The sequence below is a fragment of the Streptococcus sp. CL5.50 genome (assembly GCF_049738015.1).
GTDB classification, from domain to species: Bacteria; Bacillota; Bacilli; order Lactobacillales; family Streptococcaceae; genus Streptococcus; species Streptococcus mitis_CA.
This window is the reverse complement of the sequence record NZ_JBKOTR010000005.1, coordinates 24,848-36,441: the sequence shown is the minus strand read 5'-3', so window position 1 is coordinate 36,441 and position 11,594 is coordinate 24,848. Positions and strand designations below refer to the sequence as shown.

16 protein-coding genes are annotated in these 11,594 nt (G+C 40.1%); all 16 read left to right on the top strand.

Going from position 1 to position 11,594, the window contains the following annotated elements; all coding sequences use genetic code 11:
- The first annotated feature begins 4 nt into the window (after positions 1 to 4).
- The 16 genes from ACLNCV_RS04270 to ACLNCV_RS04195 all read left to right on the top strand — a co-directional run bounded on the left by ACLNCV_RS04270 (position 5) and on the right by ACLNCV_RS04195 (position 11,370).
- A complete protein-coding gene (locus tag ACLNCV_RS04270) occupies positions 5 to 361 on the top strand; it encodes a hypothetical protein (RefSeq protein WP_424844899.1) in 357 nt (118 codons plus the stop codon).
- Positions 362 to 1,223: 862 nt separating this feature from the next.
- Positions 1,224 to 1,628, top strand: coding sequence for an immunity protein (locus ACLNCV_RS04265; RefSeq protein WP_424844898.1), 405 nt, complete (start codon positions 1,224 to 1,226; stop codon positions 1,626 to 1,628).
- 20 nt (positions 1,629 to 1,648) lie between these two features.
- Positions 1,649 to 1,876 carry a Blp family class II bacteriocin gene (locus ACLNCV_RS04260; RefSeq protein WP_001093489.1) on the top strand — a complete coding sequence of 76 codons (228 nt, stop codon included), beginning with the start codon at positions 1,649 to 1,651 and terminating at the stop codon, positions 1,874 to 1,876.
- 14 nt (positions 1,877 to 1,890) lie between these two features.
- Positions 1,891 to 2,211 (top strand): hypothetical protein, encoded by a 321-nt coding sequence (locus ACLNCV_RS04255; RefSeq protein WP_000645120.1) that lies wholly within the window; start codon positions 1,891 to 1,893, stop codon positions 2,209 to 2,211.
- Positions 2,212 to 2,239: 28 nt separating this feature from the next.
- Positions 2,240 to 2,644, top strand: coding sequence for a hypothetical protein (locus tag ACLNCV_RS04250; RefSeq protein ID WP_000717993.1), 405 nt, complete (start codon positions 2,240 to 2,242; stop codon positions 2,642 to 2,644).
- Positions 2,645 to 2,702: 58 nt separating this feature from the next.
- A complete protein-coding gene (gene blpZ, locus ACLNCV_RS04245) occupies positions 2,703 to 2,951 on the top strand; it encodes an immunity protein BlpZ (protein WP_024057408.1) in 249 nt (82 codons plus the stop codon).
- A gap of 29 nt (positions 2,952 to 2,980) precedes the next feature.
- Positions 2,981 to 3,592 carry a CPBP family intramembrane glutamic endopeptidase gene (locus ACLNCV_RS04240; protein WP_084949965.1) on the top strand — a complete coding sequence of 204 codons (612 nt, stop codon included), beginning with the start codon at positions 2,981 to 2,983 and terminating at the stop codon, positions 3,590 to 3,592.
- A 160-nt stretch (positions 3,593 to 3,752) separates the two neighbouring features.
- Positions 3,753 to 4,547: a cell cycle regulator CcrZ gene (gene ccrZ, locus ACLNCV_RS04235; protein WP_000362999.1), complete on the top strand. Its 795-nt coding sequence runs from the start codon at positions 3,753 to 3,755 to the stop codon at positions 4,545 to 4,547.
- Positions 4,544 to 5,179 (top strand): tRNA (guanosine(46)-N7)-methyltransferase TrmB, encoded by a 636-nt coding sequence (gene trmB / locus ACLNCV_RS04230; RefSeq protein WP_001266094.1) that lies wholly within the window; start codon positions 4,544 to 4,546, stop codon positions 5,177 to 5,179. Before ccrZ ends, trmB begins: the two co-directional genes overlap by 4 nt.
- A 125-nt stretch (positions 5,180 to 5,304) precedes the next feature.
- Positions 5,305 to 5,784, top strand: coding sequence for a ribosome maturation factor RimP (gene rimP, locus ACLNCV_RS04225; RefSeq protein WP_001808691.1), 480 nt, complete (start codon positions 5,305 to 5,307; stop codon positions 5,782 to 5,784).
- 43 nt (positions 5,785 to 5,827) lie between these two features.
- Positions 5,828 to 6,964, top strand: coding sequence for a transcription termination factor NusA (gene nusA, locus ACLNCV_RS04220; RefSeq protein WP_000032283.1), 1,137 nt, complete (start codon positions 5,828 to 5,830; stop codon positions 6,962 to 6,964).
- A gap of 21 nt (positions 6,965 to 6,985) precedes the next feature.
- Positions 6,986 to 7,279 carry an RNase P modulator RnpM gene (gene rnpM, locus ACLNCV_RS04215; RefSeq protein ID WP_023947158.1) on the top strand — a complete coding sequence of 98 codons (294 nt, stop codon included), beginning with the start codon at positions 6,986 to 6,988 and terminating at the stop codon, positions 7,277 to 7,279.
- Positions 7,272 to 7,571, top strand: a complete 300-nt coding sequence (locus ACLNCV_RS04210) for a YlxQ-related RNA-binding protein (protein ID WP_001041390.1) — start codon at positions 7,272 to 7,274, stop codon at positions 7,569 to 7,571. Before rnpM ends, ACLNCV_RS04210 begins: the two co-directional genes overlap by 8 nt.
- 16 nt (positions 7,572 to 7,587) lie before the next feature.
- On the top strand, positions 7,588 to 10,380 hold the full coding sequence (infB, locus tag ACLNCV_RS04205) for a translation initiation factor IF-2 (RefSeq protein WP_261096725.1): 2,793 nt from the start codon (positions 7,588 to 7,590) through the stop codon (positions 10,378 to 10,380).
- A gap of 250 nt (positions 10,381 to 10,630) precedes the next feature.
- Entirely contained in the window at positions 10,631 to 10,981 is a 351-nt protein-coding gene (gene rbfA / locus ACLNCV_RS04200) for a 30S ribosome-binding factor RbfA (protein ID WP_001273601.1), read from the top strand.
- 206 nt (positions 10,982 to 11,187) lie between these two features.
- A complete protein-coding gene (locus ACLNCV_RS04195) occupies positions 11,188 to 11,370 on the top strand; it encodes a hypothetical protein (RefSeq protein WP_424844897.1) in 183 nt (60 codons plus the stop codon).
- Positions 11,371 to 11,594: the final 224 nt, after the last annotated feature.

Below are 11,594 nucleotides of genomic sequence, written 5' to 3'. Positions count from 1 at the left end.
CTATATGAATAAGAAATCCTTTTTTATCATCTGTTCTACGTTGATTATAGCATCGAACCTTCTCATGATTTCTGTGGTAAACAAGGGAGAAGAAACGGGGAGCAATCTGTTTGTGATTGCTATAGTCTGTGTTATGTTACCATCATTTTTATATGCAGTTGAAAATCAACTGACTTCATTGGTAAGAGTAGAATCAATACTCCTGATTCAGCTGACAGTTATATCCCTACTCCGTCTTATCAACAGAATAGGGAGGACGCCTGAAATCCTCAACATTATCATTACCCTTATCGCTTTGGCAAGTGGGACAGCTGCTATCCTTGTTGCAATCATGAGAATCTATGAGAACAGACGGAAGTAAGGGTGAATAGTTTTCGATTTTGTATTTTCACATTGTTAAGTTTCCATAGGGCAAGTATGTTTTTCATGCTTGCTTTTTTTATTTTTAACAATTCAAGATGTTTTGATGACCATTTATGATTTGGATGGAAAATTTTAAAAAATAGTAGTATACTAACCTTATTAAAGTTGTAACAGGACGAAAGTAAAAAGAGGTATTCCTCGTGAATGTAAAAACAATGTTACAATTGGATATTACGGTTGCTTAAAGGCTTGAGCTTGTATGTAGAAGAGCTGTACTTGGAGGTAATTATGGATTTCAAAAGTTTTCTTATTGTTTTTGTTGTTGGTATGTTTGTTTCTTTTATTACTTCTTTAATTAGGGAAAAATTTTTAAAATCTCCAAAGAAGAATAAAGATAGATCTAATTAGATAAAGAGATTTTTTATCGCTAGTTTAATCTACAGGGGAGTTTCTTTAATATTGTTTCGCCTGTCAAAATGATATGTGATAGCAGGATAAAAAATCTACAAATTAAGTTGGTATCAATACGGTGTAAAGGGCAAGTATGTTTTTCATGCTTGCTTTTTTAATTTTTTACAATTCAAGATGTTTTGATGACCATTTGTGATTTGAGTGTTCCAAGGATAAAACGAGTGCTATACTAGCAGTGTAAAGATTGTAGCTCAACTAAGATAAAGTACACATTTAGGAGGAAATTGTATGAAGAAAAAAATACTGATCATTTTCGTTCTGTATCTGATTATGTCCACCTTTCTTTATCCGCTTAGGGAGAGTATTTGGTATCATCTATTTTATACCATAGCCTATATGATTGCGGTTGCGATCTATTTTGCTTTAACTAAAAAGAAAGGAGAAAAGAAATGAAAACTTTTCTTGCTAAAAAACGGAACATCTTCCTTATGAGATTGTTCCTAGGTCAATTGCCCTTGCTTGTCTCCACTTATCTATTTCTATCTCGTCAGTTTTTAAATTTTTCCTTGGTTTTCCAATTTCTTTTAGTGGTTATTAACTTGGCTTCGATTTTGGTTACTGTTTACCTCACTAGAGAAATGAGGATAAGAGAGTTTGAAGATGATGATTTGGTTAGTCCTAGAACCAATCAACTCATGTTCATCGGCTTGACAGGTTTTATGTCTATTATTTGTTTGTATAGAGGTGTCACAGCAGGAGAATCTTACCAACAACTAATTGCCTATATTGGCGCTATTCTCTGCTTGATTATTATGCTTCTACTCATTTGGGGCTTGAAGTATTATAAAAAGTAGGGGCTAATGAAGTTTTTGTTATGAATACAAAAACGATGTCACAATTTGAAATGATGGATACTGAGATGCTTGCGAAAGTTGAAGGAGGTTTCGGAGGTTGGGGAGATATGGTTGCTGGTTTATTGGGTGGGCTAGCACCTTCTCCAACTTTGGATCAATTAAATGGTAAGTGGCCTATTATACATTTTTCAAAACCATGTGGTCCTTATGGTATAGGGGGAACTCCAAACTCATGTAATGGTATTTAAAAAGGATTGAAGCTATGAAGGCAAAATATGGGAATCAAATTGTTGATGTTTGGGAAATTGGTCAAGCAACTCCTAAACCAAGTTGGGTAGAGGAAGCTTTTCAAAAAAATTATATGGTTTGGTTGGATAATCATGTGCGCATTCTAATGGCAGGTCTTAACACTTCTCTCGAAACGAATATCAAGTTTGGTCTAGTTGGAACAGTTGGAGGAGGATTTGCTGGTTATGGAATGTATGTTCTTGGTTATCCAGGTGATTATATAGATATCACCAATCATAGAGTTGTTTCTGCTAAAACATTTCACAAAAGTTATCAAATTTTAGAAAATGATTAGATATCATTTAATTGTAATGGAGAAAGCAATGAAAAAAATATTTTTTAAAAAACGGAACATCTTCCTTGCGAGATTGTTCTTAGGTCAGTTGCCCTTACTTGTCTCTACTTATCTGTTTCTATCTCGTCAGTTTTTAAATTTTTCCGTAGTTCTCCAATTTCTTTTAGTGGTTATTAACTTGGCTTCTATTTTGGTCACTGTTTACCTCACTAGAGAAATGAGGATAAGAAAGTTTGAAGATGATGATTTGGTTAGTCCTAGAACCAATCAACTCATGTATATCGGCTTGACAGGTTTTATGTCTATTATTTGTTTGTATAGAGGTGTCACAGCAGGAGAATTCTATCAACAACTAATCGCATATATTGGTGCTGTTCTCTGCTTGCTTATCATGCTTCTACTCATTTGGGGTTTGAAGTATTATAAAAAGTAGAGGAAGGGTTTTCTTCTTAGTCTGGGACTAGTCTAAAGACTGGCAGGAGGAGGTTATCATGTATAAACACTTATTTTTCCTAGATTCAAAAACCTTAGACTGGTTGACACCTTATATTCTGGTCTTGGCTTCTGACACCATTGCTTTTAATGTTTTTGTGCTAACCTTTGTATCTGTGGTGGTCTTTAATTCCCTAAATTCCATGCTGGCTTTAATGGTTATCTTCTTAGGGTGGGGTTATGTGATCGGATTTTGGTTACTAAAATGGTTTGTTTTGGAAAGGCTAGAACTAAAGAATGACGTGTAGGAAGTCTGTTTGGTGAGGAGGATAATTTTATGAAGTTTTTTGATAAATTTCATGCCTTTTGTTTTGGATTTTTAGTACTACTAATCGTCATTACAGTTCCTTATACGATTAACCATGGGGACTTTTTTCAAAATGAATCTGAATTGATTATTGTAAGTCTTCTTGTAACATCGCTGAGTGTTACTTATGCTAGAAAGTTTGAAATGGTTTCTTTTGGGATGTTAAGCAAGAAACAACTTTTGCTTTTCATTGCAATCTTTTTTCTAAGCGTTCTTGAGACGCTAGTTTATATTCATTTCTTCGCTGTTTCTTCTGGCGCAGGAGTTCAACACTTGGCGGAAGTCAGCAGAGGAATTTCCCTGTCTTTGATTTTGACTTCCTCAGTTTTTGGACCCATCCAGGAGGAACTCATTTTCAGAGGACTTCTTCAAGGTGCGGTTTTTGACAATTCTTGGTTAGGGATTGTACTGACTTCCTCTCTCTTTTCTTTTATGCATGGACCTTCTAATGTCCCTTCGTTTATTTTTTATCTACTTGGGGGCTTGTTACTGGGCTTTGCTTATAAAAAGAGCCAAAACCTATGGGTTTCTACTCTAGTTCACATGTTTTACAATGCTTGGCCACTCTTATATTATTTATAAAAATTATGAAAGGTAAGTAGAAGACGGTGCTTACCTTTTTCTTTCTATAATGATACCCAAGCCACCCCAGAGGCTTTTCTTTGAGAATCGGGCGTGGAGCGGTTGACGAATAGGCCAAAAACTAGTAGAATAGTAAGGAAACTTTATACGGAGGAAAGAAATGGATTTGGGTGATAATGAGCTAACACTGACTCCCATACCTGGGAAAAGTGGCAAGGCTTATATGGGTAGCTATCCTGATGGGAAGCGTATCTTTGTAAAAATGAACACCTCTCCAATCCTACCTGGTCTAGCTAGAGAACAAATTGCTCCACAATTATTATGGAGTCGCCGTTTGGCAGATGGGCGTGATATGTGTGCTCAAGAATGGTTGACAGGCAAAATATTGACCCCTTATGATATGAATCGTAAACAAATCGTCAATATTTTAACCCGTCTTCATCGCTCACGTCCGTTGATGACACAGTTGAGTCGTTTGGGGTATGCCATGGAAACACCTGTAGATTTACTGCAGTCTTGGCAGGAAACGGCTCCAGATGCTTTGCGTAAAAATCATTTTATCAGTGAAGTGATGGCTGATTTACGTCAGACTATTCCAGGATTTAGAGAGGACCATGCGACCATTGTCCATGGAGATGTACGACATAGTAATTGGATTGAGACAGACAGTGGCTTGATTTATTTGGTGGATTGGGATTCGGTTCGCTTGACCGACCGCATGTTTGATGTGGCCCACATGCTCTGCCATTATATTCCAGAACATCAGTGGAAGGAATGGTTGACCTACTACGGTTACAAGTACAATCAAACGGTATTAAATAAATTGTATTGGTACGGTCAATTGTCTTATTTGAGCCAGATTTCCAAGTATTATATGAACCAAGATTTAGAAAATGTCAATCGGGAGATCCATGGCTTGCGTCACTTCCGAGACAAGTATGGAAAGAGAAGATGAGAGTTAGAAATCGTAAAGGGGCGACAGAATTACTAGAGGCAAATCCCCAGTATGTGGTCCTCAATCCCTTGGAAGCCAAGGGAAAATGGCGGGACTTGTTTGGCAATGACAACCCCATTCATGTGGAAGTTGGAAGTGGAAAGGGAGCCTTTGTTTCAGGTATGGCTAAGCAAAACCCTGACATCAACTATATCGGGATTGATATTCAAAAGTCTGTTTTGAGCTACGCTTTGGACAAGGTGCTTGAAGTTGGAGTACCGAACATTAAGCTCTTGTGGGTAGATGGTTCTGACTTGACTGACTACTTTGAAGACGGTGAGATTGATCGCTTGTATCTGAATTTTTCAGATCCATGGCCTAAAAAACGCCATGAAAAGCGTCGTTTGACCTACAAGACCTTCTTGGATACCTTCAAACGTATCTTGCCTGAAAATGGAGAAATTCATTTTAAGACGGATAACCGTGGCTTGTTTGAGTACAGCCTAGTGAGCTTTTCTCAATATGGCATGAAGCTCAATGGTGTCTGGCTAGATTTACATGCCAGTGATTTTGAAGGCAATGTCATGACAGAATACGAGCAAAAATTCTCCAACAAGGGGCAAGTTATCTACCGAGTTGAGGCAGAATTTTAAGAAATAGCCTAAAATCAGGCTGTATAAGTGCTTTTGCTTTACATAAGTTGGCAAACGTGCTATACTAAGAGCAAGAATATGAAAAGTGAGGCGGGGAAATATCTTCGCCTCTTGCTTATGAGGAGGTGGACGCAATCGCAACAATCGTAGAATTAGTCAGAGAAGTTGTAGAACCTGTCATAGAAGCTCCTTTCGAACTCGTGGATATCGAGTATGGAAAGATTGGCAGTGACATGATTCTCAGTATTTTTGTAGATAAACCTGAAGGAATTACCTTGAACGACACGGCGGACTTGACAGAAATAATCAGTCCTGTCCTAGACACTATCAAGCCAGATCCCTTCCCAGAACAATATTTCCTAGAAATCACCAGTCCAGGCTTGGAACGTCCTTTGAAAACCAAGGATGCCGTCGCTGGAGCGGTTGGGAAATACATCCATGTCGGGCTCTACCAAGCCATCGATAAGCAAAAGGTCTTTGAAGGAACCTTGTTGGCCTTTGAAGAGGATGAGTTGACCATGGAATATATGGACAAGACGCGTAAGAAAACTGTCCAAATTCCATACAGTTTGGTATCAAAAGCACGTTTAGCGGTTAAATTATAGAAAAAGAAAGGATAGCTTTTGAGGATTCAAAAGTGAAGAAAACATGAGTAAAGAAATGCTAGAGGCCTTCCGCATTTTGGAAGAAGACAAGGGAATCAAAAAAGAAGACATCATCGACGCAGTAGTAGAGTCGCTTCGTTCCGCTTATCGCAGACGCTATGGTCAATCTGATAGCGTAGCTATTGACTTTAACGAAAAAACAGGTGACTTTACAGTTTATACTGTCCGTGAAGTGGTTGATGAAGTATTTGATAGCCGTTTGGAAATCAGCTTGAAAGATGCTCTTGCCATTAATTCAGCCTATGAACTTGGTGACAAAATCAAGTTTGAAGAAGCACCTGCTGAGTTTGGTCGTGTAGCAGCCCAATCTGCCAAACAAACCATCATGGAAAAAATGCGCAAGCAAACACGTGCCATCACTTACAATACTTATAAAGAACATGAACAAGAAATTATGTCTGGTACTGTAGAACGCTTTGACAACCGCTTCATCTATGTCAACCTTGGTAGCATTGAAGCCCAATTGTCAAAACAAGACCAAATTCCTGGTGAAGTTTTTGCTTCTCATGATCGTATTGAAGTTTACGTCTACAAGGTTGAAGACAACCCTCGTGGTGTCAACGTCTTTGTTAGCCGTAGCCATCCAGAAATGATCAAACGCTTGATGGAGCAAGAAATTCCAGAAGTTTATGATGGAACTGTTGAAATCATGAGCGTGGCCCGTGAAGCAGGTGACCGTACGAAGGTTGCAGTTCGTAGTCATAATCCAAACGTGGATGCTATCGGAACAATCGTTGGACGTGGTGGAGCGAATATTAAGAAGATTACCAGCAAATTCCACCCAGCTCGTTACGATGCCAAGAGCGACCGTATGGTACCAATCGAAGAAAATATCGATGTTATCGAGTGGGTAGCAGATCCAGCTGAATTTATCTACAATGCCATTGCTCCTGCTGAAGTTGACCAAGTTATCTTTGATGAAAACGACAGCAAACGTGCCTTGGTGGTTGTTCCTGATAACAAGCTTTCTCTTGCAATCGGTCGTCGTGGGCAAAACGTTCGCTTGGCAGCTCACTTGACTGGTTACCGTATCGATATCAAGTCTGCTAGCGAATTTGAAGCCATGGAAGAAGCTGCTTCGGTAGATTTGGAAGCAGAAAACGATACTGTAGAAGAATAAAAGCTGCTAGAGGAGGGAAAGATGAAAACGAGAAAAATCCCTTTGCGCAAGTCTGTTGTGTCCAATGAAGTGATTGATAAGCGTGATTTGCTCCGCATTGTCAAGAACAAAGAAGGACAAGTCTTTATCGATCCGACAGGCAAGGCCAATGGCCGCGGCGCTTATATCAAGCTAGACAATAAAGAAGCCATAGAGGCTAAAAAGAAGAAGGTCTTTAACCGTAGCTTTGACATGGAAGTAGAAGAAAGCTTTTATGACGAGTTGATCGCTTATGTGGATCACAAAGTGAAAAGAAGAGAGTTAGGACTTGAATAAGCAAAAGATAAGCAATCTCTTGGGACTTGCTCAGAGAGCAGGGCGGATTATATCGGGTGAAGAATTGGTGGTCAAGGCCATTCAAGATGGCAAGGCCAAGTTGGTCTTTCTAGCCCATGATGCTGGACCCAATCTGACCAAGAAGATTCAAGATAAAAGTCATTATTATCAAGTAGAAATTGTAACCGTGTTTTCAACACTGGAATTAAGCATAGCAGTCGGAAAATCGAGAAAGGTTTTGGCTGTAACAGATGCTGGATTTACAAAGAAAATGAGGTCTCTTATGGAATAGAAGAGGAGGACATGATTTGTCTAAGAAAAGATTGTACGAAATCGCAAAAGAACTTGGAAAAGAAAGTAAAGAAGTTGTAGCGCGTGCAAAAGAGTTGGGCTTGGATGTGAAAAGCCACTCATCAAGTGTGGAAGAAGCTGTCGCTGCAAAAATCGCTGCCAGCTTTAAGCCTGCAGCTGCTCCGAAAGCAGAAGCAAAACCTGCAACACCAAAAGCAAGTGTAGAAAAGAAAGCCGGAAAATCTGAGCCAGCTAAACCAGCTGTAGCTAAGGAAGAGGCAAAACCTGCTGAGCCAGTCGCTCCGAAGGCCGAAAAAGTAGCAGCTAAACCGCAAAGCCGTAATTTTAAGGCTGAGCGTGAAGCCCGTGCCAAAGAGCAGGCAGAACGACGCAAGCAAAACAAGGGCAATAACCGTGACCAACAACAAAACGGAAACCGTCAGAAAAACGACGGCCGTAATGGTGGAAAACAAGGTCAAGGCAAGCGCGATAATCGTCGTTTTAACGACCAAGCTAAGAAACAGCAAGGTCAGCAAAATCGTGGCAATGAGCGCCGTCAGCAACAAGACTTCCAGCCAAAACAAGCTGGACCACGTGTTGACTTTAAGGCCCGTGCAGCAGCCCTAAAAGCAGAACAAAATGCAGAATATGCCCGTTCAAGTGAGGAACGTTTCAAGCAGACTCAGGCTGCCAAAGAAGCCTTGGCCCAAGCTAATAAACGCAAGGAGCCAGAGGAAATCTTTGAAGAAGTTGCTAAGTTAGCTGAACAAGCGCAACAAGTTCAAGCAGTGGTTGAACCAGCTCCTGTAGCTAAAGAAGCACCAGTGGATACACGTCGTAAAAAACAAGCTCGACCAGACAAAGAACGTGATGATTATGATCACGAAGAAGATGGTCCTAGAAAACAACAAAAGAATCGAAGTAGTCAAAATCAAGTGAGAAATCAAAGAAATAGTAATTGGAATAACAACAAAAAGAACAAAAAAGGCAATAACAAGAACAACCGCAATCAGGCTCCAAAACCTGTTACAGAACGTAAATTCCATGAATTGCCAACAGAATTTGAATATACAGATGGTATGACTGTTGCGGAAATCGCAAAACGTATCAAACGTGAACCAGCTGAAATCGTTAAGAAACTCTTTATGATGGGTGTCATGGCCACACAAAACCAATCCTTGGATGGGGAAACAATTGAACTCCTCATGGTGGATTATGGTATTGAAGCCAAACAAAAAGTTGAAGTGGATAATGCCGACATCGAACGTTTCTTTGTCGAAGATGGTTATCTCAATGAAGATGAATTAGTTGAGCGTCCACCAGTTGTAACTATCATGGGACACGTTGACCACGGTAAAACAACACTCCTAGATACCCTTCGTAACTCTCGTGTTGCGACAGGTGAAGCAGGTGGTATCACTCAGCATATTGGTGCCTACCAAATCGTGGAAAATGGCAAGAAGATTACCTTCCTTGATACACCAGGACACGCGGCCTTTACATCTATGCGTGCACGTGGTGCTTCTGTTACCGATATTACTATCTTGGTCGTAGCAGCAGATGACGGGGTTATGCCTCAGACTATCGAAGCCATTAACCACTCAAAAGCGGCCAACGTTCCAATCATCGTAGCCATTAACAAGATTGATAAACCAGGTGCCAACCCAGAACGCGTTATTGGTGAATTGGCAGAGCATGGAGTTATGTCAACTGCTTGGGGTGGAGATTCTGAATTTGTTGAAATTTCGGCTAAATTCAACCAAAACATCGAAGAATTGTTGGAAACAGTCCTTCTTGTGGCTGAAATCCAAGAACTTAAGGCAGACCCAACAGTTCGTGCGATTGGTACAGTTATCGAAGCTCGCTTGGATAAAGGAAAAGGTGCGGTAGCAACCCTTCTTGTTCAACAAGGTACCTTGAATGTTCAAGACCCAATCGTTGTCGGAAATACCTTCGGTCGTGTCCGTGCTATGACCAACGACCTTGGTCGTCGTGTTAAGGTAGCAGGTCCATCAACACCAGTTTCAATCACAGGTTTGAACGAAGCGCCAATGGCAGGTGACCACTTTGCTGTCTACGAAGATGAAAAATCTGCGCGTGCAGCTGGTGAAGAGCGTGCCAAACGTGCCCTCATGAAACAACGTCAAGCTACCCAACGTGTCAGCCTTGAAAACCTCTTTGATACCCTTAAAGCTGGTGAACTCAAGTCTGTTAACGTTATCATCAAGGCCGATGTACAAGGTTCTGTTGAAGCCCTTTCTGCCTCACTTCAAAAGATTGACGTGGAAGGTGTCAAAGTGACCATCGTCCACTCAGCGGTCGGTGCCATCAACGAATCAGACGTGACCCTTGCCGAAGCTTCAAATGCCTTTATCGTTGGTTTCAACGTACGTCCTACACCACAAGCTCGTCAACAAGCAGAAGCTGACGATGTGGAAATCCGTCTCCACAGCATTATCTACAAGGTTATCGAAGAGATGGAAGAAGCTATGAAAGGGATGCTTGATCCAGAATTCGAAGAAAAAGTTATCGGTGAAGCAGTTATTCGTGAAACCTTCAAGGTGTCTAAAGTGGGAACTATCGGTGGATTCATGGTTATCAACGGTAAGGTTACCCGTGACTCTAAAGTTCGTGTTATCCGTGACGGTGTCGTTATCTATGACGGCGAACTCGCAAGCTTGAAACACTACAAAGACGACGTCAAAGAAGTTACAAACGGCCGTGAAGGTGGATTGATGATTGATGGCTACAATGATATCAAGATGGATGATGTGATTGAGGCTTATGTCATGGAAGAAATCAAGAGATAAGATTTTTGCTCCTTTCTTAGGTGGGGAGGGACGCAAGCAAACCGATGGTTTCATTGCTTATTTTTGAGCCTAGGGTCTCAAAAATCCCCTGTGATGAGACTGATAAATCAGTTCCATCACTTTCACCACGGCGAAAGAAGCAGATGATTTCAAATTGAACTTCGTTTCAATTTGAAATGAAAATCAAGAAGTTTAAAAATAGCTAGGTCTGCTGGCCTAGCTTTTGGTTCAAAGTAGAGAAAGGAATATCATGGCAAATCATTTCCGTACGGACCGTGTGGGCATGGAAATCAAGCGTGAAGTCAATGAGATTTTGCAAAAGAAAGTCCGTGATCCGCGTGTCCAAGGTGTGACCATCACAGATGTTCAGATGCTAGGTGACTTGTCTGTTGCCAAGGTTTACTACACCATTTTGAGTAACCTTGCTTCAGATAATCAAAAAGCTCAAATCGGGCTTGAAAAAGCAACTGGGACCATCAAACGTGAACTTGGTCGCAATTTGAAATTGTACAAAATCCCAGATTTGACCTTCGTCAAAGACGAGTCCATCGAGTATGGAAACAAGATTGACGAGATGCTACGCAATCTGGATAAGAACTAAGAAGAGGGGGAACCCTCTTTTTTGGTGGAGGAAAAGTCAATAAAACATGCTGGCAGAATCTTTCCAGAGTTAAACATTATTAAAAAGCTTTATAAAATTCAACTTATATGATGTTATAGGGATTAGAAAGAGTAAATTTCACAGAAATGGTCAGTAAGACTGGTATCGTCAATATTTTAAAGTGTAGTTAAACGAGGGAAGATAATATGGGCCTTATAAAAACTCTAGCTAAAACTTACGGGAATTACTTTTTGATCATGCAAGGTATAAAAGTAATGAAAACGATAAAGAAAGATGATAATGCCGTTGTTGGCTTTGGTAAATTATTTGTTGCAGATAAGCTAATGGATACGGATCAATGGTTAATTAAGCCAGAGGATAGAAAATGAAATTTTTTTGGGCACTTCTTGCCATTATTTTTATCAAACCGATTATTGGGATTTTGAAATTCTTTTGGATGATCATCTCTTTTGCGGTCCAATTGCTGTTTTACAAGCTATTATTTAAAATATTGGATTGGCTCTTTAAACTTATTTAGGTCGTAATTCAAGTCGCAGATAACTAGCAGGAACTCCACTGCTAGTTTTTTAATCTCTTTCCTTGTGGTATAATA

What these genes read in the sequence shown, in the direction of transcription:
- ACLNCV_RS04270 (WP_424844899.1), top strand. Translation starts at nt 5, where the DNA reads ATGAATAAGAAATCCTTTTTTATCATCTGTTCTACGTTGATTATAGCA.
- ACLNCV_RS04265 (WP_424844898.1), top strand. Translation starts at nt 1,224, where the DNA reads ATGAAAACTTTTCTTGCTAAAAAACGGAACATCTTCCTTATGAGATTG.
- ACLNCV_RS04260 (WP_001093489.1), top strand. Translation starts at nt 1,649, where the DNA reads ATGAATACAAAAACGATGTCACAATTTGAAATGATGGATACTGAGATG.
- ACLNCV_RS04255 (WP_000645120.1), top strand. Translation starts at nt 1,891, where the DNA reads ATGAAGGCAAAATATGGGAATCAAATTGTTGATGTTTGGGAAATTGGT.
- ACLNCV_RS04250 (WP_000717993.1), top strand. Translation starts at nt 2,240, where the DNA reads ATGAAAAAAATATTTTTTAAAAAACGGAACATCTTCCTTGCGAGATTG.
- blpZ (WP_024057408.1), top strand. Translation starts at nt 2,703, where the DNA reads ATGTATAAACACTTATTTTTCCTAGATTCAAAAACCTTAGACTGGTTG.
- ACLNCV_RS04240 (WP_084949965.1), top strand. Translation starts at nt 2,981, where the DNA reads ATGAAGTTTTTTGATAAATTTCATGCCTTTTGTTTTGGATTTTTAGTA.
- ccrZ (WP_000362999.1), top strand. Translation starts at nt 3,753, where the DNA reads ATGGATTTGGGTGATAATGAGCTAACACTGACTCCCATACCTGGGAAA.
- trmB (WP_001266094.1), top strand. Translation starts at nt 4,544, where the DNA reads ATGAGAGTTAGAAATCGTAAAGGGGCGACAGAATTACTAGAGGCAAAT.
- nusA (WP_000032283.1), top strand. Translation starts at nt 5,828, where the DNA reads ATGAGTAAAGAAATGCTAGAGGCCTTCCGCATTTTGGAAGAAGACAAG.
- rnpM (WP_023947158.1), top strand. Translation starts at nt 6,986, where the DNA reads ATGAAAACGAGAAAAATCCCTTTGCGCAAGTCTGTTGTGTCCAATGAA.
- rbfA (WP_001273601.1), top strand. Translation starts at nt 10,631, where the DNA reads ATGGCAAATCATTTCCGTACGGACCGTGTGGGCATGGAAATCAAGCGT.
- ACLNCV_RS04195 (WP_424844897.1), top strand. Translation starts at nt 11,188, where the DNA reads ATGGGCCTTATAAAAACTCTAGCTAAAACTTACGGGAATTACTTTTTG.